Source organism: Mycobacterium sp. URHB0021, assembly GCF_054057895.1.
In genome coordinates this window covers 4,138,869-4,159,613 of the sequence record NZ_JBSRZT010000002.1, presented here as the reverse complement: position 1 = coordinate 4,159,613, position 20,745 = coordinate 4,138,869, and the positions used below count along the sequence as shown (strand labels likewise).

Sequence of the window (20,745 nt, the reverse complement as noted above, 5' to 3'; positions counted from 1 at the left end):
CGTCAGCCGGCGTGCAACCCCATCGACATGGCTTCAATTCGCGCGGGAACGTGTTTGTGCCAAGGGGTTCCGGCGTACGCATCGCGCCATTCGGTCGAGGTGAGCGCATTCGGGGCGACGCCGGGCACCTGAGCCCGGCCGTCGTCGTCGACGAAGTCGAGGCCGAAGCCGTTGGGCAGCGAGGCATGTCCGGGCAGCATGGTCTCGCTGACCTCGACGCTGGCCTCGGACATCCCGGCCGCCGTGGTGATGCGCGCCCTGCCGCCGTCGACCAGACCGAGGGCCACGGCGTCCTCGACGCTCACCCGCAGTGCGCCATCGGCGTCGCGTTTGCGCCACGACGGATCCCGGAAGATGTCGTTCGCGGTGTACGCGCGGCGCTCACCGGCGGACAGCACGATCGGGAACTCCTCGGTGGTCAGCTCCGGGCGATCATCGGAGAGCCGGCGGATCTCGTCCAGCATCTCGGGCATGGCCAGCGCGATCTTATGATCGGTGTGGGTGATCAGCTCGAAGTCGTCTTCGTATTCGTGCACGGTGAACGTGACAGCCGAACGGCTCGTCAGGATCGCGTCGAACAGCGCGTTACCGTCGGCGTGACCGGCTCTCCGCACCGCCTCCGGATATGCCATCGCGGCCTTCTGCGCCAGGCCCCACAGGGCGGCCGCACCGGAGAGTCCCTCGGGCAGTGTGGCCCCCAGTGTTTCGTATAGCACGAACGGCAGCACCTTGCCCAGTACCGGACTGGTGCCGACCGCCCGCAGGAACGCCTGGGTGAACGCCTGGCGGCCTTCGGCCGCGGCCGCGCGAAGCGGTTGCAGCTCGGCGTCGTCGACCACGCCCAGCGCGCGCGTCAGCCGCGCCCAGATCTCCGGCTCGGGAAGCGTGCCTTCGAGCGGCTCCATCAAGCGGTGGCGCAGGTGAAAAGTGTTGTGCGGAAACTCGAGATTGAAGAAGGTCGCCTCCGCCTTCTCGTACTGCGTGGCGGCGGGCAGCACATAGTGCGCCATCCGGGCGGTCTCGGTCATCGCGACGTCGATCACGACCATCAGCTCCAGCGATTGGAACGCCTTCCGGCAGGCGGCCGAGTCGGCGAGCGAATGGGCCGGGTTGCTGCTCTCCACGATCATCGCCCGGAACCGGTCCGGGTGGTCGGTCAGGATTTCCTCGGGCACAACGTTGCTCGGCACCAGGCCGCCGACAATGGGTGCGCCGGTGACCGGCGTCCGCCCGACGGCGGTGGTGTGGCGGAACAGCGGTCCGAACGACGAATGCAGATGCTGGCCACCACGTTTCGCGAAGTTTCCGGTCAGGATCCACAACAGCTTGTTCAGGTACGAGCACAACGTGCTGTTGGGCGCCTGCTGGATGCCCAAATCCTCGAACACCGAGACGCTGGCGGCCCCGGCGATCCGACGCGCGGCCGCGCGCAGCAGTTCCTCGTCGACGCCGCAGCGCTGCGCGTAGTCGCCGATCGAGACGTCACGCAACGCCTGCCGGACGGGCTGGGCATCCTTGACGTGGTCGGCGATGAACGCCTCGTCGCAGCGGTTCTCCTGGACGAGCACGGCGGCCAGTGCCGCGAGGCACCAGGCGTCGGTTCCGGGGCGCACGCGCAGGTGGAAGTCGGCCATTTTCGCGGTGTCGGTGATCACCGGATCGATGACGACCATCGATCGGGCGGGATCCTTGGCGATCTCGTTGAGGACGGTGCGTGCCCGCGGGAAGCTCTGCGACATCCACGGGTTCTTGCCGATGAACACCGAAACCTCGGCGTGTTCGAACTCGCCCCTGGTATGGCCGCCGTAAAGGTGGGCGTCGACCCAAGCCTCGCCGGTCTTCTCCTGCGCGAGGGCATTGGAGCGATAGTGGGAGCCGAGCGCCTTGAGGAACGCGCCGCTGTAGGCGCCGCCGAGGTGGTTGCCCTGCCCGCCGCCGCCGTAGTAGAAGATCTTGTCCCCACCGTAGGTGTCGCTGATGTGCTTGAAGCCTGCCGCCACCTCGGCAATGGCGGTGTCCCAGTCGATTTCCTCGTAGGTACCGTCGGGTCGACGCCGCATCGGCGAGGTCAGGCGGCCGCGGTTGTTCTGGTAGTGGTCGAGGCGTAATGCCTTGTTGCAGGTGTATCCCTGTGACGCCGGGTGCGCCTTGTCCCCGCGGATTTTCGTCAACTTGCGGCCGTCGAGTTGGACCACGATCCCGCAGTTGCATTCGCACAAAATGCATGCGGTCGACTGCCAGTCCACCGGAGTCGCTTCGTCTCTAGCGGTCATTGCCCCGGTTTCCTTTCGACGTCTCGGATTCCAGCAGCGTGCGCAACTGCGCATGCACCACATCGAGGGGCTTGAGGTCGCAGGATGCCCGCGCGACCACGATCGCCCCCTCGAATGACGTGGTCGTCAGCATCGCGAGTTCTTCGGCGCGAGCCGCCGGAATGCCATCGGCGGTCAGCCGCCGGGCGATCAGGTCGGTCCACCGCGCGAAGGCCGACGCCGCCCGTTCGATGATCGCTGCGGACTGATCCGGCTTCGCGGGATCGCCGGCCTCGACCGAAACCGCGACGACGGGGCAACCCGCGCGAAAATCGGAGCGGACGAGTTGCGTGCGGTAGTCGTCGATCAGGTGGTCGAGGAGTTCGACGCCGCTCGCCGCCGCCGCGATTCGCCTTGCCACATGCTCACCGGCGTAGTCGATGGCCTCGCAGAGCAACTGTGTTCGACCGCCGGGGAAGTAGTGGTAGGCCGAGCCGCGGGGGGCGCCGCTGTGTTCCAGGACATCGGCGATCGCGGTCGGGTGCGCACCGCGTTCTCGGATCAACAGCGCAGCGGACACCACCATCCGCTCTCGTGGGCTTGCCATGGCCGCACTCCATCCCTCGCTTATGTATGTCACCCTACATAACCGCTTGGGCCAAAGTAATGCCGAGACTGCGGACAGATCCTCAAATCCCGCTGACCGGCGATCTGTGCGCAGCCTCGGCGTTCGCGCTCAAACTGATGCCGCCTCGTTGATCTCGTTCAGGCTGTTCGTCGCCTCGAGGTACTCCTGCACCCAGCGCTCGATCACCGTCGACGTCTTCTCGACCTTGGTGAACTGTCCGACGACCTGGCCGATCGGATTGAACGCGACGTCGACGGTCTCATTGGGATACTTGTGGGTGGCGGCGACGGCCATGCCGGACACCATGTACTGCAGTGGCATCCCGAGCGGCTTCGGGTTGTCCGGGTTCTCCCAGGCCTCGGTCCAGTCGTTGCGTAGCATCCGCGCCGGCTTGCCGGTGAAAGACCGGCTGCGCACGGTATCGCGGCTCGTCGCCTTGGCGTAGGCGGCGTGCTGCACAGCGGTGTTCTCCGATTCCTCGACCATGACCCATTGCGAACCGGTCCACGCCCCCTGCGCGCCGAGAGCGAGTGCGGCGGCGATCTGCTGACCGCTACCGATCCCTCCGGCGGCCAGCACCGGGACCGGTGCGACCTCCTTGACGACCTGCGGCCACAGCACGATCGAGCCCACCTCGCCGCAGTGGCCGCCGGCCTCGCCGCCCTGGGCGATGATGATGTCGACGCCGGCGTCGGCATGCTTGCGGGCCTGCGCAGGCGACCCGCACAGCGCGGCGACCTGGCGCCCTTCGTCGTGGATGTGCTTGATCATGTCGGCGGGAGGGGTACCGAGCGCGTTGGCGATGAGCGTGCACTTCAGGTGTCTCACCGCCACCTCGACCTGCGGCGTCGCGGTAGCCTCAGTCCAGCCGAGCAGCTGCAGGGCATCATCGTCGCTGTGCTCGACCGGCACGCCGTGGTCGGCGAGGATCTTGCGGGCGAACTCCAGATGCTCGTCCGGCACGAGCGCGTTGAGCGCCTTCTTGAGCACCTCGGGTTCGAGGTCGGTGGAGTCCATTCCCTCGTATTTGTTCGGGATGACGATGTCCACTCCGTAAGGATGGTCACCGATGTTGTCGTCGATCCACTTCAGCTCGATCTCGAGCTGCTCGGCCGTGAAGCCGACCGCCCCGAGCACGCCGAACCCGCCGGCCTTGCTCACCGCGACGACCACATCTCGGCAGTGGGTGAAGGCGAAGATCGGAAACTCGACCGCGAGGTCGTCGCAGATGGGGGTGTGCATGTCTGCTCCTCGGTGGGCGCCACACGAATTGAAACGTGTTCTATTTTAGTACACGGTCAATGGCGGGTGACCTCTTCGACGAACGAGACTTCGTTGCCGTCCGGATCGCTGACGTCGACGACCTTGACCATGTCGGCGATGACCGTCGGCTCACCCGCCGCGATGCCCGACTCACTGAGTTCCGCGATTTGGGCGTTCAGGTCGGCGACACCGATTCGTACCGCGGACTTTCCCGCGCGCTGCGGGTCTTCGACCAGTTGCAGCCATGCGGTCGCGGTGATCTGCCACTCGGCGACCCCCTCGACGGGTTCCAGGTCGGGTTCGCGGCCGATGACCCGGCTGTACCAGGACCGGGCGGCGCCGTAGTCGCGGGTGGCGACGACGGCGGCGATGTCGTCGAACTTGTCGGGCATGGATGCCTCCTCACGGAGTCGGACGCCTCAGTCGTACCCGATGAACCTGCGCAACGAAGAGCGTTTGCGGTGACCCGAACCGACGACATGCAACACCGGCCAGCCCTGTTCGGCGGCCGCCGCGGCCAGGCCCGAGCGCGGATTGACCGGCCGGGGGTTTCCCACCAGCACCATCAGCGCGGCATCTTCGTCGCCGTCGGCGTAGAAGTAACTGCTCTGCAGCCCAACATCATTGGCCGCGCAGAATTGTTGTACCGCGGTCGCCTTGTTTCGTCCCCAGACGACGGGTTTCGCGATCCGGCCGGTGAGTCGGCCGTCCTCGTCGAGTTCGAAACGGTTGCACAGCACATGATCGATCTCCAGGAAGCGGGCAACCGGTTCGGCGTGGATGGTCAGCGCCGATGAGCTGAGCACCACCGTGTGGCCCCGGCGCTGATGCGCCTGCACGATTTCGTGCATGTGCGGGAACACCCGCGATGCGACGCGCTCGACGAAGAGTCGTTCGCCGAGTTCGTCGAGCTCGGCCAGCGACTCGCCGCGCAGATAGCCCGCCGCCCTGGTCAACAGATGCTCGAACCGCATGCGGCCCAAGCGGTAGCGCATCGAGGCCTCGACGACGCCGAGGATTTCGCCGATTCGCGCCTGCCTTCGGCGGATCCGGTCGCTGGCATGTGCGGTTGCGGTGAACCCGTCAACCAGCGTTCCGTCCAGATCGAAGAATGCGCCCACCTGGGGCCCGGGCGCGCTCGCAGCGATCTCCGCGACCGGATCCGGGGGCGCTGGCTCCGCGGTCATCTCGCTCCTGTTGTCCGGGCCGGTGACTGCCATGCTACGTGTGGTTTGCCGCCGCCTCGCCGCCCCGCATACAGTCGACCACGTTGCGGCGACGGTAGTGTTGAGATGTTTCGCCGATCTTGGTGAAACGGGCCCCCCCTTCCAGCAGTGCGGAGGCACCGTGGCGAGCGCAACACAGGCGCGTTCCGGTCAGACCGCTGCTCGGGTGACACCTGCAGGTCGAGGCTCCGCCCGCCTTGGTTTAGTCTGTGGGCCGACCGCGATCGGCGCCGTCCGATGGCGGTCGTCGGTTCTTGCCGGGTTCAGCCTGGAGCCTCGCGAGCGTGAACGTAGCTCGTGCGTGGCACGGGCGATCGCAGCTTGACCCAGGAAAGGTGAGCGTTGGACGAACAGTCGGGAGTCGCACCAGACAGTGCCTCCATTCCATCCGAAGCGACCACATGCGTGGTGACCCAGCACCGGGTCGACCAGGTGATCGTCGTATCGGTATCCGGTGTTGTGGACATGCTGACCGCGCCTCAACTCGAGACGGCGATCACGGCGGCGCTGGCGGAGAAGCCGGCCGGTGTGGTGGTCGACTTCACCGATGTCGAATTTCTGGCCTCGGTGGGAATGGGCGTGCTGGTCGCGGCCCATGACGAGGCCGGCGACGACATTCGCTTCAGCGTGGTCGCCGACGGTCCCGCCACCAGTCGACCCCTCAAATTGATCGGCATCGCGGACATCCTCCCGCTGTTTCCGACACTCGATGAGGCACTGACCGCGCAGCGCGCGTAGCAAGTGGCGCGTCGGGGTAAGCAGTGACTGTCATGATTGACTCGATGTCACTCGCAGAGGTTGCCGAAGCCGAGCGCTTCGAGCGCACCGGCATGGATGCCGGCCCGCGCGCCGCCTCGCTGGCCCGTGAGGCGTTCGCCGACTGGCTCGAGCGGTATTTCGATCTTGATCCGATCCGATCCGCAGATCTGGTACTGGCCGTCAACGAGGCGCTTGCGAACGCCGCGGAATTCGCCTACCTACGCGCCGAGCATCCCGGGACGATGGATATGCGCGCCGACTATGACGCGGACAGCAAAAGGCTCGTCGTGAGCATCTGCGATCACGGCGCGTGGCGCACGCCCGTGTCGAACGCGAACAACCCGGCCCGTGGCCGGGGTATCCCGTTGATGCGGGCGCTGTCGGACCGGGCCGATATCGAGATTTCGCCCGGAGGGACACAGGTCTCGCTGGCGTGGCACGCCGTCACTCAGCGCTGATCAGCGGTAGAACAGCCCGGCGCCGGTGACGAACGGCAGGTCCAGCGTCGTCCTGATGCCCGGCGGCGCGGCCACCACCGCCGGTATCGCGTTCACGATCCGTCCGGCGGCGGCGACAATGGCGGCGTGATTGTGGTCGCCCTTGCGGCTGGAAGGACAGATATCCACGGCATAGGACGGCTCGCCGAGGATTTCGACCCGGTAAGAGCCGCCCGGCTGAGCGGGTTGCGCCCAGTCCGGACGAAGATCGTCCCGGAGCCGCGTCACGTGTTCGACCACCACCACCGGCCGGCCCGCCACATTGCCGTTGATCTCGAACCGCACCGCGGCGACGGTGCCCTTGGCGACATGCCCGGCCGCGATGTCGAAAGGCTCCGGCGCCAACTCCTGTTCGAAGGACTCGGTGATGTCGTCGATCTCGATGTCCAGGCCCGCGGCCAACTGCCGGATGGCGGTACCCCACGCAATGCTGAGCACTCCGGGCTGGAAGAGGATCGGAAGATCCTCGGGCGCCTTCCCGAACCCCATCACGTCAAATATCACCGTCGCCCCGTCGTAGGTGGCGTAGTCGGCGATCTCCATGGTGCGCACCTGCTCGATCCGCTGACAGGTGCTCGCGAGCGCGAAGGGGATCAGATCGGTGGCGAATCCCGGGTCGACTCCCGTGATGTAGATGCTCGAATTCGTTTGCTTTGCCGCCTCTTCCACACGGCCGATGTATTTGTCGGGGATCACCCCCCACGGGTACAGCAGTACACCGGGTGAGGAGCCCACCACGTTCACCCCGGCCGCCAGGATCTTCATCACGTCGGCCATCGCGTCGGGCAGCCGGTTGTCGCCCATCGCGCAATACACCACGCAGTCGGGCCGGGTGGCCAACACCGCGTCGAGGTCCTTGGTGGCGGTGACACCGGTCGCCGGGTCGACACCCGCCAGTGCACCGGCGTCCAGACCCACCTTGTCGTCGGATGAGACGCCGACGGCCGTGAGGTCGAACTGTGGATTCTCGATGAGTTCGGTCAGCGCGAGTGGGCCGCAGTTTCCGGTGCCGATGAGCGCGACGCGGATGGCCATCCTGCCTCCTTGCGTGACCGTTCTCGTGTCGGCGAAACCGTAGCGCAATCCGTCTCGAAATTGGAACAAGTTCTACTTTCCGGGCGGCACGGTAGCCTGACCGGTCATGGGACGCGTGGACGGGAAAGTTGCACTGATCAGTGGCGGGGCTCGTGGCATGGGCGCAGAACACGCCCGGGCGCTGGTGGCTGAAGGCGCCAAGGTGGTGATCGGCGACATCCTCGACGACGAGGGCAAGGCGTTGGCCGACGAGATCGGTGCCGCCGCACGCTATGTGCACCTCGATGTCACCCAGGCCGAGGAGTGGGACGCCGCGGTGGCCACGGCGGTCAACGAGTTCGGCACGCTCAATGTGCTCGTCAACAATGCCGGCATCGTCGCCCTCGGCCAGATCGGCACATTTGACATGGCGAAATGGCAGAAGGTCATCGACGTCAACCTGACCGGCACGTTTCTGGGCATGCAAGCGTCGGTCGAGGCTCTGAAAGCCGCGGGCGGCGGATCGATCATCAACGTCTCGTCGATCGAGGGCATGCGCGGCGCTGTCATGGTGCATCCGTATGTGGCGTCGAAGTGGGCCGTGCGCGGTTTGACCAAGTCGGCGGCGCTCGAGTTGGGCTCACATCAGATCCGGGTGAACTCCATTCACCCCGGCTTCATCCGCACCCCGATGACGAAGCACTTCCCGGACAACATGCTCACCATTCCGCTGGGGCGGCCCGGTCAGTCCGATGAGGTCGCGACGTTCGTGGTGTTCCTCGCCAGCGACGAGGCGCGCTACGCCACGGGCGCGGAGTTCGTCATGGACGGCGGGTTGGTCAACGACGTTCCGCACCGGACCTGACCCGTCGGTAACGCATCGGCGGCCGCCCTCCTGGTGCCAGACTTCAGCAATGCACCAGGTCGATCAAACCACCGAAGAAATGGTGCGCAGCGTGCTTGCGTACGCCGAGAACCGGCTGCGGATGGATCCCGTGCCTCTCGACAAGGGCACCCTGTCCGCCGAGGAACTCTACGACCGCCTCGACGGGGTGATCAGGGAGACGCCGCATCCGCCCGATGAGGTACTCGGTGTGTACACGTCGGTGATCGCTCCGAGCGTCATCTCGGCGGACAGCCCACGGTTCCTCGGCTTCATCCCGGCGGCTCCCACCAAGGCCAGCCTGTTGTTCGACATGCTCGTGTCGTGCGCGTCGATTCAGGGCATCTCCTGGCTGGAGGCCTCCGGCGCGATCGCGGCGGAGAACAGCGTGCTTCGGGTGATCGCACACGAGGCCGGCCTGCCGACGACATCGGGCGGATGCTTCGTCTCCGGCGGTTCAGCGGGAAACCTCTCGGCGCTGGCCGTGGCCCGGGAGACCGCGAAGAAGCGAGGTGCCACCGGCAGGCTCCGGGTCGTGGTCGGCTCCGACGCGCATTCCTCGATCGTGAATACCCTCCGGCTGCTCGAGATGGACGCGCTCGTGGTGGAGACACCGGATCATCAGCTCACCGCCGATACGGTCCGCGACGCGGTCGCGGCCGACGCGACGAACATCGCCGCAGTGGTCTGCACCTCGGGGACGACCAATGCCGGCATCATCGACGATCTGGCCGGAGTCGGCGCGATCGCGCGCGAGCGCGGCTGGTGGTTCCACGTCGACGGCGCCTACGGCGGTTCGGGCATCTTCGCCCGATCGCTCCGGCCCAAATACAACGGCCTGGAGCAGGCCGACTCGTTCATCCTCGACCCCCACAAGTGGTTGTTCACGCCGTTCGATTGCTGCGCGCTGCTGTACCGCGATCCTGAGCTGGCCCGGGCCACCCACACCCAGGACGCCTCGTACCTCGACGTCATCCACGCCGGCGACGGGGAGTGGAACCCGTCGGACTACGCGTATCAACTGACCCGACGGGCGCGCGGGCTGCCGCTGTGGTTCTCACTCGCGGTCTACGGACTCGAGGCGTATCGGCAGGCCATCGAGGTCGCCGCCGCCCTGGCCCGCGAAACTGCGAAGCTGATCACGGCGGCACCTCAGCTCGAGTTGATCCGCGAGCCCGACCTGGGCGTGGTGCTGTTCCGGCGGCTCGGCTGGAAGCCGGAGGACTACGACGCCTGGGCCCAGCGACTTCATCAGGACCAGGTGGCATTCATCCCGCCGACCAAATGGGAGGGTGAAACCGTCGGCCGGTTCGCCTTCCTGCACCCCGCCACCACCATCGACCTGGTGCGCGAGGTGCTGGACCGCACCGAGTAATCCGCGAAACCTGTTGACGCTGCGGCACTTTCCGCTGCGCCGGGCGCCGCCGTCAGGCGTCCGAGGCGGCTGACCGTCCCGACAGGTACGGTGTTCCGGTGGCCGAGGTGGAGATGTCGGGTGGTCGGCGTCGGCACATGGTCCTGCGGATTCTGCTTTCGGTAGCGCTCCTGCTGTTGCTGTGTGCGGCCGACTTTCCGGATTTCGGGCAGCCGGGCCCGCCCCCCGGACAGATCGAGCTTGCCGACGGCTGGACGATGACCTCCGCCCGCGATCTTGCCGCCGACGGCGCGGTGCTCTCGAAACCGGGCTACCGGGAGTCCGGGTGGCACACCATCCCGCGGATGCCCTCGACCGTCCTGCAAACGCTGCAACAGGACGGCACCTACCCCAACCTGTACTTCGGCACCAATCTGCGCGATGAGGTCCCGCAGGACCTGTACAAGCAGGACTGGTGGTACCGCACCTCGTTCTTCGCACCCGCCGGCCACACCACCTACCTGCTGGAGATTCCCGGCATCAACTACCGCGCCGAGGTCTGGCTGAACGGGCACCTGGTCGCGGGCAACAAGCAGATCGTGGGCATGCACGCCGCGCACGAACTCGACGTCTCGCCGTGGATCGACCAGGGGACGGCCAACTCCCTGGCCATCAAGGTCACCCCTGAACAGGCGCTCCAGGACATCAACGGGGTGGAGCTGGCCGACAGCTGGTACGACTGGATCAACTGGAACTATCTGGGTTATCAGGGACCGGGGAAGAGCCCCAACAACGGGGATTCCTTTGTGCCGGACCGGAATGCGGGGATCTGGAAGCCCATCTACCTGAAGGTGTCGGGCCCGGTGTCTCTCGGCCCCGCGTCCGTGAACTCGGAATTGCCGCTGCCGCGAACCGATTCCGCGCGCCTGTCGATCTACACCAGCGTTCGCAACACCTCCGCCGCACAGGTCAGGGGCGCCCTGCGGGCGACGATCACGCGGCCAGGTAAGCCCGACATCCAGATCGAACAACCGGTCACGCTGGCGGCGGGGGAGAAGCGCGACGTCGGTTTCGACCCGGACAAGTTCAGCGAGCTCACCGTTTCCCATCCCGACCTGTGGTGGCCGTACACGATGGGCCAGCCCGACCTCTATGACCTGAAGCTGGAATTCCGCCAGTACAGCCGGCCGATCGACAGCAGCCATCTCCGGTTCGGCATCCGCAGCATCCAGCAGTTCCGCGACCAAGACGAGCAGTTTCCCGAACTCGGTAAAGGCGGCAGTTTCTACCTGAAGGTCAACGGCAAGGACTTTCTCGTTCGCGGTGCGGCATACACACCGGACCTGCTGTTCGCCAACGACCCGGCGCGCGACGCCGCCACCCTGAGCTACGTGAAAGATCTCGGGCTCAACATGATTCGGCTGGAGGGCAAGTTTCCTGGCGACCGCATCGTGGAGATGGCCGACGAGATGGGCATCCCCTTGATGTTCGGCTGGATGTGCTGCAACCAATGGGAGAAGTGGGCCCAGTGGGACGACGAGGACAACCGGGTCGCGCAGGACAGTCTGCGGTCCCAGATTTTGGCGCTCCGACATCACGCCTCGGTGTTCGTCTGGGCCAATGGCAGCGATGGTCTGCCACCCCCCGCGGTGCTGGCGAAGTACCACGGCATTCTTTCCGACCTGCACTGGCAAAACGCCACCGTCGACACGGTCTCCTCGCTGGCCACGGACGCGGACGGCGAGCGCAAATGGAACGGCATTCAGATGGCTGGACCGTACAGTTGGCGACCACCGAGCTACTGGTTCAGCGGCCGGTACGCGGCCACTCGCGGCGCCACGGCCGAACAGGGCGATAACGAGAGCATCCCGCCACTGGCAAGTCTGAAGAAGTTCATCCCCGCCGACAAGCTCTGGCCGTTCAACGAGGCGTGGTACTTCCACGCCGGTTCGAACCCCAAAAACGCTGCGCTGACCAGCGTTCGGCAGGCCATCCTTCGCCGCTACGGACCATCCGACGATGTGGAGGAGTTCACGCGCAAGGCACAGGTTGCGGAATACGAATCGACGCGCGCCCAGTTCGAGGCGTTCGCCGCGAACGGCTGGGACACCCACAAGATGACGATCTACTGGATGCTGAACAACCATTGGCCGTCGTTCTTCGGGCATCTCTTCGACTACTACCTGCGGCCCGGCGGAGCCTACTTCGGCGCCAAGAAGGGCCTGCGGCCGTTGTCGGCCGTCTTTGATTCGTACGCCACCGGCGACCACAGCACGGCCAACATCAAGGTCGTCAACCAGACGCCCGTCAACCAGGACGGCCTTCGTGTCCGCGTCCGGGTGTACGACCTCGCGGGCCGGGTCCGCGATGACCGCACCGTGGACCACCTCAAGGTTGCATCCGGGGGCACCACGCTGGCCGTCGCATTGCCCAGAACCGTCCGGGACTCGAGGGTGTTCTTCGTGCGTTGTCAGCTGTTCGACAAGGCCGGAAACATGGTCAGCGAGAACGTCTATTGGCAGTCGCAACAGCCAGACGACGTCGGAGATCCGCGAAACGACCTGGCGTTCGAACTCAAGCAGTCCAGCTGGGCCGACATGACCGCGCTCAACAACCTGCCGCGGGTGCCGCTGGAGGTGACCGCGCGGCGGAGCGATTCGGACCATAACCGAGTCTCGATACGGCTGCACAACCCCTCGCAGCAGATCGCGTTCTTCGAGCGGGCCGAGCTCACGTCGGCGCCGGACGCGGATGAGATCCTGCCGATCGAGTACAGCGACAATTACGTCACCGTGTTCCCCGGCGACACCGTGGACCTGACGGGAACGATTCCGACCGGAGGCGTGGACGCCCGTTGGGTCAGGGTCTCCGGATACAACACCGCCTCTCAGGTGGTGCCGGTCAGTCCACCGCCGCAAGGTTGACCGTCGCGTCGCGCCCACCTCCTCGTCATTGCCCCGGTAGATGTCGACCCTGCCCGACGACCGACCTCTTCCCGCTGCGCAGGATGCGCGCGACCGCCTGCGCCGGCCCCACCTTGATGGGCCTCAGGTAGCGGATGAACAGATCGGTGGTGGCGATGCCCATTCCGAAGGTGGTGCTTCGCACGCGAGTTGCCCGGCCGTCACGTCGGCCGTGGTGGCGATCAAACCGCCTTGTAGACCACCGGCCGTGTTGACCGTTCGCTCGTCAACGGGCATCTCCATCACCACCGTGCCCTCGGTCGAAGGAACCTCGGTCAGTCCGAGTTGGTCGAACAGTTCCCGCAGCGATCTCGGCGCCGTCACACGCTGTTCCTCTTGCGCAAGGAGAACGACATTACCGGCTTGTCGTCGTCGCGGCCGGGCTGCGTAATCTCGTACCTCGTGAGTGCACGGGCAGGCATCGTGGTCACCGGGACCGAGGTCCTCACCGGTCGAGTCCAGGATCGTAACGGCCCGTGGATCGCCGACCAGTTGCTCGAACTCGGCGTCGAACTGGCGCACCTCACCATCTGCGGCGACCGGCCGCATGACATCGAGGCGCAGCTGAAGTTCCTCGCCGACGACGGCGTCGACCTGATCGTCACCAGCGGCGGCCTCGGTCCGACCGCCGACGATATGACCGTGGCAACTGTGGCCCGGTTCTGCGGCCTTGAACTCGTCCTGGACGAGCCGCTCGAGGCGAAGATCGCCGACATCATCAGGCGACTGATGGCGCGCTTCGACAACGTCGACTTCGAGGCGGTGCGGGCCGCCAACCGCAAGCAGGCGCTGGTTCCGGTGGGGGCGCACGTCATCGATCCGGTGGGCACGGCGCCCGGCGTCGTCGTCCCCGGCACGCCGACCGTCGTCGTGCTGCCCGGCCCGCCGCGCGAACTCCAGCCGATGTGGCCGCTGGCGCTGCAGACCGACGCGGTGCAGCAGGCGATCGCCGGCCGGACGACGTACCGGCAGGACATGGTGCGGATGTTCGGGCTGCCCGAATCCGGGCTCGCCGACACGCTGCGCGATGCCGAGCAGCGCGTCGCCGACTTCGGGCGGCTGGAGATCACCACGTGCCTGCGCCGCGGCGAGATCGAGATGGTCACCCGCTATGAGCCGGATGCGGCGCCGATCTACGCCGACCTGATGGAGCTGCTGCGGAATCGGCATGGGACCGAAATCTTCTCGGAGGACGGAGCGCGGGTCGACGACCAGGTGGCGCAGCTGCTGGCCGGCCACCGCGTCGCTACGGCCGAGTCGTGCACCGGCGGCCTGCTCGCCGCGCGGCTGACCGACGTGCCGGGTTCGTCGGCATACGTCGCGGGCGGCGTCGTCGCCTACGCCAACGACGCGAAGACAGAATTGCTCGGTGTCGACCCCGCGCTCATCGATGCGCACGGCGCGGTGTCCGAACCTGTCGCCGAGGCAATGGCAGAGGGTGCATTGCGATACTTCGGTGCAGATACGGCGGTGTCGATCACCGGGATCGCGGGGCCGGGCGGCGGTACGGAGGAGAAACCGGTGGGAACGGTGTGCTTCAGCGTGAAACGCGCCGACGGGTCGACCCTGATCCACCGCATCCGGCTGCCGGGTGATCGCAGTGACATCCGCGAGCGCTCGACGACGATTGCGATGCACCTTCTGCGCCGGTCGCTGAGCCGACCGGACGGATCGGATACCGTACGCCCGGTGACACAGGAGGAACGCCGATGACTGACACGGACGAACGGCAGACCATCGCCGATCTCGCCGAAGCGGGCGGCTGGCAGCGTCGGGAGATCGAGCGCACCGACTACTACGCCAAGGGTGGCGTCCGGGTGCAGGTGCTGTGGCAAGGCACGGCCGTGATCAGCGGCGGATCGCTGTACTACGACGACGTCTTGACGACCACCACGCGGGAACTGGCCACCGTCCAGGGGTGGTTGCGGCGCTGAACGCACCGCAGTCAGCCGAGTGCGGCTCTGGCCTCGTCCAGATTGTCCGCGCCCAGCACGAGGCGGGTGTTGGTCGCGAGATAGGCGGTGGTCAGGTTGACCTTCGCGTTGCCCAGTCGCTGCGCGACGTCGCCCAGCGCGCCCGGCCGGTCTTCGACGTCGAGCACGATCACCTCCTGCTCGGAGACGATCTTGATACCGGCCGCCGCGAGCGCTTCGAAGGCCGACGTCGCGTCGTGCACCAGGATGTGGACCTCTGCTTGACCGCCCCCTGTGGATAGCGCGCAGAGCCCGGCGATGTTCGCGCCCGCCTTACCGAGCACGTCGCCGACGCGGGCCAGTTCGCCGGGCTGGTCATCCAGATAGAGCGTCAGATCGGTGGCCATCAGGCTCTCCCTTCGCGCCACTGGTAACGGTAGTTAAATCGGATGCGTTCGGGTATCGCTTTATGGCACCGTCGAGTTCTGTGCGCGCCTCCGATGCCTCGGCCTCTCTAGAAATTCGCACTGCGACCGACTCCGATTGGCAGGGCATCTCCCTGCTCCGAGCCACCAGTTTCGGCGGTTTCGAGCCTCCTGAGTCGTTGGACTCGTGGCGGACGCTGATGCCGGGCGACAGTTCGGTCGTCGCATGCGATGAAGGCGATCTCGTCGGAATGGCGCACTACCTCGACCTACAGATGACGGTGCCCGGTGGCGCGGTGCTGCCGGTCGCCGGCATCACGCTCGTGGCCGTCGCTCCGACACACCGACGTCGCGGCATCTTGCGCGCGATGTACGCCGACCTGCACGAGCGGATCTCCGCCGCGCGGTATCCGATCGCGGGCCTCACCGCGAGCGAGGGCGGCATCTACGGCCGGTTCGGCTACGGCCCGGCGACGATCGAACGGGAACTCACCGTCAGCCGCCGCAATGCCGAGTTCCATCGGGACGTACCGGACCCGGGCGGTGTCCGTCTGGTCGCCGCGGCCGATCACGGTGCGGACTTCGCCGACATCTATGACCGCTGGCGCAGGGCCACACCCGGGGGCCTGGCCTGCCCGCGGGCGTTGTGGGACGAGCTGCTCGCCGACCGTGAGCACGACCGTCGCGGCGGCAGCGAACGGTTCGCGTTCCTGCACCGCGACGGCTACCTGCTCTACCGTGTTTTCCGCGACGACCCGATGGTGGTTCGCACCCACGAGTTCATCGCCGCTACCGGTGACGCGCACATTGCCCTCTGGCGCGCGCTGTTGGGGCTGGACCTCATGGAGAAGGTCAGCGTGACAACGCACCCCGCCGACCCGTTACCGTATCTGTTGACCGATGCCCGACTGGCTCGCGTCACGCATCACGAGGACGATCTGTGGCTGCGGATCATGGACATCCCGGCGGCTCTCGAGGCGCGCACCTACCCCTCAGACCTGTCCACGGTTCTCGAGATCTCGGATGGATTCCGTAGCGACGGAGGACGATTCGCTCTGCAGGTGCACAACGGTCGCGCACGGTGTACGCCGACGGATGCTGCGGCCGACGTGCAGATGGATCTCGACGTGCTGGGCAGCCTTTATCTCGGCGTGCACGGCGCCACAGTTTTCGCCGCGGCGAACCGGTTGCGCTGCAAGGACTCCGAGCTGATCCGACGGCTGGACGCGACGTTCGCCAGCGATGTCCCCGCCATGCTCGGGTACGGCTTCTAGGGACGGGGGTCGCCGGCCTCGTCCCAGACACCGACCATGGTCCGCAGGATTTCCTCGGCGCGGCCCAGATCGGCGAGATGGCTATCGCCCGGCAGGTGATGCAGCTCGACGTCGGGCAGCTTGGCCACGACATGCTGACCGTCGGCGAACGGAACGATGTGGTCGTGATCGCCGTGCCACCAGCGAATCGGGACCTTGACCTGGTCGAGCCGGAAACCCCAGTCGCGGGAGAACACGATGACGTCGGCGAATGGTGCGGCCATCTGTTTGCGGCTCCCGTTGAGCAGGTCGTCCAGGAACATCGCCTTGATCTCGGGCCGGGCCAGCAGAGCGCGGTCGGCTTCCGGTGACACCCGGCCGTATCACCCGGCCGTACAGATCGGCGGCCGGTCCCGCGACCGGCTTGATGAGCCTGATGAGCGTGGTGGCCGCCAGCCTGATCGGGCCGCCCGCGAACTGCAGCAGCGGCGCGACCCGCACACCGACGTTTCCCATCACCCCGCCGGCGATCGCGTCGGGCCCCATCGTCGGCGCGACCCCACCGATCACTCCGGCGGCCACGACACGTTCCGGCATCGCCGCGGCGCACGCGAGGGTGTAGGGGCTGCCACCGGGCAAGCCGACCACGATTATCTTGTCTATGCCCAGCGTGTCGGCGATGGTGCGCAGATCGTCGGAGAACGCGAACGGGGTGCCGTACTGGTACGGAGTCGACGAACCGATGCCGGGGCGGTCGAGCCCGATCAGGCGGATGTTCGCCCTCTCGGCGTACACGCGCGCCTCCATCGGGATCTGCCTGCGCGCCCCCGGCGTGCCGTGCAGCCAGAAGACGGCGCGTCCCTGCGGGTCGCCGAACTCGGCGAATCCGATCTGGTCGTCACCGACGGCGATGTTGCCTTCCAGCTTGGGATGGGCGATTGCGACAGGCATGGCCAGAGTGTCTCACGGGGTTACGCGGTGTTAACCCGGTCAGAGAACGACACGGAACAGGTACGGGGTCCATCTGGGCATAGCTGCGCCCGATGTAGCGGTAGCTCAGAAATGCGCCCCAGCGGCGGCAAGCTGCGCGGCATATTCCTCCGGCGAATCCGGTCAGCTCGCGTACTGCTAGACGGCTCCCACCCAGCCCGCGGGGCGACGGCCCGACCACGGCGCCGCGACCTCCAGCTGGGCCGCCAGCTGGAGCAGGATCGTTTCGTCGGCCGCCATCAACTGAACTCCGATCGGCAGCCCATCCGCGGTGGCGCCCAGCGGTAGCGACATCGCGGCCCAGCCGGTGACATTGGCCAGCGACGTCCATCCCGTCGTGGCGAACTCGACGTCGAAGAACGCCCGCGTCGTGTCGCGCGGCTGGTCCAGCAGGGCATACGGCGGCGGGGGAGTGAGCAAGGTTGGCACCAGCAGCACGCTGTGGTCGCCCATCCCCGCAACGAATCGGCGGGTCTGGGCGTGGACCGCGGCGATCGCATCGGCATAGGCCACGCCGCTCGTCGTGAAGCCCTCGCGGACCATCATCCAGGTGCTGGCCTCGAACTCGTCCGCAAGCGGTTCGCGGCCGAGGTGAGCGGTCGCCAACGAGTGCAGTTGCGCATTGCTCACGGTGTGCAGCACCGCGATGGCATCCGCGACGGCGTCGGGATCGATCGAGGGAGCGCCGGGCTCGACGATGTGTCCGAGGCCTTCCAGCGTTCGGCCGGCCTGCTCGACGGCGGCGACGACCTCGGGATGGGTGGCGCCGGGGAATGGAGAAGCGGTGGTGACCAGGATCCGCTGCGCGGGTGGTGTGCGCATGATCGCCTGCAGGAAGGGCATATCGGGCATCGGGGCACTGTACGGGTCGCCGGCCGCCGCACCGGTGACAGCATCGAGCAGGGCCGCGCTGTCGCGGACGGTACGGGTGAGGGCGTGCGCGTTGACGAGGCCCTCGAGTCCGTGGCCCTCCGCCGGGGCGAAGGAAGTGCGGCCACGGCGCGGTTTGAGTCCGACGAGTCCGCAGCACGATGCGGGCACCCGGATCGAGCCGGTGCCATCACCGCCGGATGCCGCCGGGACCACGCCGGCCGCCACCGCTGCCGCCGACCCGCCGCTGGATCCCCCCGGCGTGATCAACGGCGACCACGGATTCGCCGTGGGTCCGAACAGCGAGGGTTCGGTGGTGCAGTGGTTGCCCCACTCGGGGGTGTTCGTCTTGCCGAAGATGACCAGCCCGGCCGCGAGATAACGTTCGACGATCCAGGCGGATTCGGTTGCGACGTGACTACGTAACGCCCGCGAGCCCATTGCCTCCGGCGCGCCGGCGAGTGACGCCCCAAGATCCTTGAGCAGAAAGGGAATTCCCATGAGCGGCGATGTGTCGGGGCTGCCCGCCATTCCCGAGTCGTCGAGCGCCGCGGCCTGCTCACGCCCTCGTTCGAACAGGTCGGTGACGACAGCGTTCAGGCGCCGCGCCGCCTCGAGCCGGATGATCGCGGCATCGAGGAGTTCCACCGCCGACAACTCGCCGCTGCGGACCAGTTCGGACTGGCCGATCGCATCGGTGTCGGCGAGTTCAAACGCGAGTTCGGAGTTCATCGAAACGGATCTTCCGCCGCCGGGAAGGCTTGAGCAACTCGGCTTCGAAGGTCCCGCGTCACACGGCGTGCCGGGCTGACCTGCTCATCTCGTAGCCCGACGGAAACGACATCTCTATCACCCGAATCTGATCGTTGGCTTTGGATTCGAGTTCAAGCACCACGCAACCCTCGGCGAGGACCTTGGCTTCCAGAACGATGTAATGCTGTCCGTCACCGTTGACGTCGGTGACCAGATCCCCCGAGCGCAGCACCTCCACCGGTACGAGCTCGGGGGCGTCAACACGGTGTGCGTCCACCCTCGCCACGGTAGGGCACCACGGGGCGCGCGGGGGCCGGTTTCACCCGACAGCGGCCGCGTAGCCGATGCCGCCCACGACGAACGCGGACGCGCACAGCACGAGAGTGGCGACGGCGAAGGGCCAGCCGGGCTTGCGCCGGACGAGCTGAACCACTGTCGCCAGCAGTCCGACGATCCCGATGCCCAGGGCGACGAGCAGCGTCGCGCCGACCGCGGTGACGGCGCCGTCCACGCTGCAACTCTCCGGCGGGCAGGAGTCCAGGAACGCAAGCATGAACAATCCCATTCCCGCCGCCGCGACCCCGAGCGTTGCGGTCACCACGAGCAGGCCCACCGAGATCAGGACGTCAGAGGTCGACACCCGCGCTTTGGCCGGCGGTACCGGACAGCCGGGATAGCCCATGGCCCGCGATGCTAGCGCCGTCGTCGCCGGTTTCGCGTCAGCGACCGGCTGTCAGGGCCCAGCGGATGCCTCCGACGACGACGCGGCCGGCGACGCGGATGACGGTCGCCTCGATGGGCGGGAAATAGGGCAACAACAAGGGCATTCGCGCCCAGCCGGGGAGCATCGCCACCGATGTCGCGGCGAGCACGCCGTATGGTGCGCGCGCGGCAAGTGGCAGGGGAGGTGTGACGAGAAGGAATCGGGCGGCCTCGCGCGCGGCCGCGGTGCCCGCCAGTTCGGGCCGGAACGACTCGATCCTCGTTTGCAGTTGCGATTCGGTACGGGGTGGATCGGCCACGCCGAGGGCGGCCGCGACGCGAGCGGTGTCGGCGACATAGCCGTCTCTGCCGTCCTGGTCGAGCGGCTCGGCTCCGTACAGTCGATGCGCCAACAGGAAGCTGTCCACCTCGGCGATGTGCACCCACTCCAACAGGTGCGGATCAGACGCCCGGTACGGTCTGCCGTCAGGTGCCACCCCGCGGACCCGTTGGTGGATGCCACGGACCTTGTCGACCGCACGCTGGGCATCGGCGGCGGGGCCGAAGGTGGTCACCGCCAAGAATGTGCTGGTGCGCTGCAGCCGCCCCCACGGATCGCCGCGGTAGTCGGAGTGCTCGGCGACGCCCGCCATGGCCAGCGGGTGCAGAGACTGCAGCAGCAGAGCGCGAAGGCCGCCGACGAACATCGCCGCGTCGCCGTGCACCCGCCGGATCGGGCGATCGTTGTCGAACCACCGCGGGCCGGGCGTGTCGTGGATGCGCGAACGGTTCGCCGGACCGTCCGGGCCGGCAACCATGCCGAACAGGCCGCGCCCCAGACTCTCCCGCACGGCGCCCAGATCGCGCAGTACCGTCATGGGATCGACGGTACGCGACGGTGCGCGGCTGTCCGGCAATCAATGCAGGCAGCACTTCGGTCCCGCAGACTCGTCGAGCCGGATCGAGGTCAAGGGCGATCCCAGCTACACCGTGGCGACGA

21 protein-coding genes and 1 pseudogene are annotated in these 20,745 nt (G+C 67.0%); 8 read left to right on the top strand and 14 right to left on the bottom strand.

The annotated features are described in order from the left end of the window. Window positions 1-2 precede the first annotated feature (2 nt). From ACVWWN_RS22700 to ACVWWN_RS22680, 5 genes are all read right to left on the bottom strand, one after another. A complete protein-coding gene (locus tag ACVWWN_RS22700) occupies window positions 3-2,273 on the bottom strand; it encodes a molybdopterin-dependent oxidoreductase (RefSeq protein ID WP_457145859.1) in 2,271 nt (756 codons plus the stop codon). Beyond that, a complete protein-coding gene (locus tag ACVWWN_RS22695) occupies window positions 2,263-2,859 on the bottom strand; it encodes a TetR/AcrR family transcriptional regulator (protein WP_457145858.1) in 597 nt (198 codons plus the stop codon). Before ACVWWN_RS22695 ends, ACVWWN_RS22700 begins: the two co-directional genes overlap by 11 nt. Window positions 2,860-2,988: 129 nt before the next feature. Beyond that, window positions 2,989-4,122, bottom strand: coding sequence for a nitronate monooxygenase (locus ACVWWN_RS22690; RefSeq protein WP_457145857.1), 1,134 nt, complete (start codon window positions 4,120-4,122; stop codon window positions 2,989-2,991). A gap of 56 nt (window positions 4,123-4,178) precedes the next feature. Then, on the bottom strand, window positions 4,179-4,535 hold the full coding sequence (locus ACVWWN_RS22685) for a VOC family protein (RefSeq protein WP_457145856.1): 357 nt from the start codon (window positions 4,533-4,535) through the stop codon (window positions 4,179-4,181). 27 nt (window positions 4,536-4,562) lie between these two features. Further along, a complete protein-coding gene (locus ACVWWN_RS22680) occupies window positions 4,563-5,330 on the bottom strand; it encodes an HAD family hydrolase (protein ID WP_457145855.1) in 768 nt (255 codons plus the stop codon). A gap of 381 nt (window positions 5,331-5,711) precedes the next feature. Here ACVWWN_RS22680 and ACVWWN_RS22675 point away from each other — a divergent pair, with 381 nt between their 5' ends. Continuing rightward, on the top strand, window positions 5,712-6,107 hold the full coding sequence (locus ACVWWN_RS22675) for an STAS domain-containing protein (protein ID WP_457145854.1): 396 nt from the start codon (window positions 5,712-5,714) through the stop codon (window positions 6,105-6,107). Window positions 6,108-6,151: 44 nt separating this feature from the next. Then, window positions 6,152-6,586, top strand: a complete 435-nt coding sequence (locus ACVWWN_RS22670; protein WP_457145853.1) for an ATP-binding protein — start codon at window positions 6,152-6,154, stop codon at window positions 6,584-6,586. On the opposite strand, the gene ACVWWN_RS22665 is transcribed toward ACVWWN_RS22670, so the two are convergent. Next, window positions 6,587-7,660 carry an NAD(P)H-dependent amine dehydrogenase family protein gene (locus ACVWWN_RS22665; RefSeq protein WP_457145852.1) on the bottom strand — a complete coding sequence of 358 codons (1,074 nt, stop codon included), beginning with the start codon at window positions 7,658-7,660 and terminating at the stop codon, window positions 6,587-6,589. Window positions 7,661-7,766: 106 nt separating this feature from the next. Here ACVWWN_RS22665 and ACVWWN_RS22660 point away from each other — a divergent pair, with 106 nt between their 5' ends. From ACVWWN_RS22660 to ACVWWN_RS22650, 3 genes are all read left to right on the top strand, one after another. Then, window positions 7,767-8,504, top strand: coding sequence for a glucose 1-dehydrogenase (locus ACVWWN_RS22660; RefSeq protein WP_457145851.1), 738 nt, complete (start codon window positions 7,767-7,769; stop codon window positions 8,502-8,504). A gap of 49 nt (window positions 8,505-8,553) precedes the next feature. Then, window positions 8,554-9,897, top strand: a complete 1,344-nt coding sequence (locus ACVWWN_RS22655) for a pyridoxal phosphate-dependent decarboxylase family protein (RefSeq protein ID WP_457145850.1) — start codon at window positions 8,554-8,556, stop codon at window positions 9,895-9,897. Window positions 9,898-10,034: 137 nt separating this feature from the next. Beyond that, window positions 10,035-12,800: a glycosyl hydrolase 2 galactose-binding domain-containing protein gene (locus tag ACVWWN_RS22650; RefSeq protein WP_457149235.1), complete on the top strand. Its 2,766-nt coding sequence runs from the start codon at window positions 10,035-10,037 to the stop codon at window positions 12,798-12,800. Between the two features lie 25 nt (window positions 12,801-12,825). Here ACVWWN_RS22650 and ACVWWN_RS22645 read toward each other — a convergent pair whose 3' ends face one another. Both ACVWWN_RS22645 and ACVWWN_RS22640 read right to left on the bottom strand, forming a co-directional pair. Next, entirely contained in the window at window positions 12,826-12,963 is a 138-nt protein-coding gene (locus ACVWWN_RS22645; protein WP_457149234.1) for a hotdog domain-containing protein, read from the bottom strand. Beyond that, window positions 12,924-13,163: a PaaI family thioesterase gene (locus ACVWWN_RS22640; protein WP_457149487.1), complete on the bottom strand. Its 240-nt coding sequence runs from the start codon at window positions 13,161-13,163 to the stop codon at window positions 12,924-12,926. Before ACVWWN_RS22640 ends, ACVWWN_RS22645 begins: the two co-directional genes overlap by 40 nt. 78 nt (window positions 13,164-13,241) lie before the next feature. On the opposite strand from ACVWWN_RS22640, the gene ACVWWN_RS22635 reads away from it, so the two are divergent. Together ACVWWN_RS22635 and ACVWWN_RS22630 are read left to right on the top strand one after the other, a co-directional pair. Then, a complete protein-coding gene (locus ACVWWN_RS22635; protein ID WP_457145849.1) occupies window positions 13,242-14,552 on the top strand; it encodes a competence/damage-inducible protein A in 1,311 nt (436 codons plus the stop codon). Next, window positions 14,549-14,773 (top strand): hypothetical protein, encoded by a 225-nt coding sequence (locus ACVWWN_RS22630; RefSeq protein WP_457145848.1) that lies wholly within the window; start codon window positions 14,549-14,551, stop codon window positions 14,771-14,773. The genes ACVWWN_RS22635 and ACVWWN_RS22630 overlap by 4 nt, the downstream gene beginning before the upstream one ends. A gap of 11 nt (window positions 14,774-14,784) precedes the next feature. Here ACVWWN_RS22630 and ACVWWN_RS22625 read toward each other — a convergent pair whose 3' ends face one another. Then, complete coding sequence (locus ACVWWN_RS22625) at window positions 14,785-15,159, bottom strand: ACT domain-containing protein (RefSeq protein WP_457145847.1); 375 nt, start codon at window positions 15,157-15,159, stop codon at window positions 14,785-14,787. A 62-nt stretch (window positions 15,160-15,221) separates the two neighbouring features. Between ACVWWN_RS22625 and ACVWWN_RS22620 the strand changes: the two genes are divergently transcribed. Next, a complete protein-coding gene (locus ACVWWN_RS22620; protein ID WP_457145846.1) occupies window positions 15,222-16,451 on the top strand; it encodes an enhanced intracellular survival protein Eis in 1,230 nt (409 codons plus the stop codon). On the opposite strand, the pseudogene ACVWWN_RS22615 reads toward ACVWWN_RS22620, so the two are convergent. The 5 genes and pseudogenes from ACVWWN_RS22615 to ACVWWN_RS22595 all read right to left on the bottom strand — a co-directional run bounded on the left by ACVWWN_RS22615 (window position 16,448) and on the right by ACVWWN_RS22595 (window position 20,623). Then, window positions 16,448-17,381, bottom strand: a pseudogene (locus tag ACVWWN_RS22615) (alpha/beta fold hydrolase). The gene ACVWWN_RS22620 and the pseudogene ACVWWN_RS22615 sit on opposite strands and share 4 nt — an antisense overlap. Before the next feature lie 177 nt (window positions 17,382-17,558). Continuing rightward, a complete protein-coding gene (locus ACVWWN_RS22610) occupies window positions 17,559-19,022 on the bottom strand; it encodes an amidase (protein ID WP_457145845.1) in 1,464 nt (487 codons plus the stop codon). Between the two features lie 58 nt (window positions 19,023-19,080). After that, complete coding sequence (locus tag ACVWWN_RS22605; protein WP_457145844.1) at window positions 19,081-19,320, bottom strand: hypothetical protein; 240 nt, start codon at window positions 19,318-19,320, stop codon at window positions 19,081-19,083. A 42-nt stretch (window positions 19,321-19,362) separates the two neighbouring features. Next, window positions 19,363-19,725, bottom strand: a complete 363-nt coding sequence (locus ACVWWN_RS22600; RefSeq protein WP_457145843.1) for a hypothetical protein — start codon at window positions 19,723-19,725, stop codon at window positions 19,363-19,365. 37 nt (window positions 19,726-19,762) lie between these two features. After that, entirely contained in the window at window positions 19,763-20,623 is an 861-nt protein-coding gene (locus ACVWWN_RS22595; protein WP_457145842.1) for an oxygenase MpaB family protein, read from the bottom strand. Window positions 20,624-20,745 lie beyond the last annotated feature (122 nt).

Excerpts from the sequence above, each read along its gene's own strand:
- ACVWWN_RS22625 (WP_457145847.1), bottom strand. The coding sequence starts at position 15,159 with ATGGCCACCGATCTGACGCTCTATCTGGATGACCAGCCCGGCGAACTG.
- ACVWWN_RS22650 (WP_457149235.1), top strand. The coding sequence starts at position 10,035 with ATGGTCCTGCGGATTCTGCTTTCGGTAGCGCTCCTGCTGTTGCTGTGT.
- ACVWWN_RS22655 (WP_457145850.1), top strand. The coding sequence starts at position 8,554 with ATGCACCAGGTCGATCAAACCACCGAAGAAATGGTGCGCAGCGTGCTT.
- ACVWWN_RS22610 (WP_457145845.1), bottom strand. The coding sequence starts at position 19,022 with ATGAACTCCGAACTCGCGTTTGAACTCGCCGACACCGATGCGATCGGC.
- ACVWWN_RS22600 (WP_457145843.1), bottom strand. The coding sequence starts at position 19,725 with ATGGGCTATCCCGGCTGTCCGGTACCGCCGGCCAAAGCGCGGGTGTCG.
- ACVWWN_RS22680 (WP_457145855.1), bottom strand. The coding sequence starts at position 5,330 with ATGACCGCGGAGCCAGCGCCCCCGGATCCGGTCGCGGAGATCGCTGCG.
- ACVWWN_RS22690 (WP_457145857.1), bottom strand. The coding sequence starts at position 4,122 with ATGCACACCCCCATCTGCGACGACCTCGCGGTCGAGTTTCCGATCTTC.
- ACVWWN_RS22685 (WP_457145856.1), bottom strand. The coding sequence starts at position 4,535 with ATGCCCGACAAGTTCGACGACATCGCCGCCGTCGTCGCCACCCGCGAC.
- ACVWWN_RS22700 (WP_457145859.1), bottom strand. The coding sequence starts at position 2,273 with ATGACCGCTAGAGACGAAGCGACTCCGGTGGACTGGCAGTCGACCGCA.
- ACVWWN_RS22665 (WP_457145852.1), bottom strand. The coding sequence starts at position 7,660 with ATGGCCATCCGCGTCGCGCTCATCGGCACCGGAAACTGCGGCCCACTC.
- ACVWWN_RS22660 (WP_457145851.1), top strand. The coding sequence starts at position 7,767 with ATGGGACGCGTGGACGGGAAAGTTGCACTGATCAGTGGCGGGGCTCGT.
- ACVWWN_RS22695 (WP_457145858.1), bottom strand. The coding sequence starts at position 2,859 with ATGGCAAGCCCACGAGAGCGGATGGTGGTGTCCGCTGCGCTGTTGATC.
- ACVWWN_RS22595 (WP_457145842.1), bottom strand. The coding sequence starts at position 20,623 with ATGACGGTACTGCGCGATCTGGGCGCCGTGCGGGAGAGTCTGGGGCGC.
- ACVWWN_RS22670 (WP_457145853.1), top strand. The coding sequence starts at position 6,152 with ATGTCACTCGCAGAGGTTGCCGAAGCCGAGCGCTTCGAGCGCACCGGC.
- ACVWWN_RS22630 (WP_457145848.1), top strand. The coding sequence starts at position 14,549 with ATGACTGACACGGACGAACGGCAGACCATCGCCGATCTCGCCGAAGCG.
- ACVWWN_RS22645 (WP_457149234.1), bottom strand. The coding sequence starts at position 12,963 with ATGGGCATCGCCACCACCGATCTGTTCATCCGCTACCTGAGGCCCATC.
- ACVWWN_RS22620 (WP_457145846.1), top strand. The coding sequence starts at position 15,222 with ATGGCACCGTCGAGTTCTGTGCGCGCCTCCGATGCCTCGGCCTCTCTA.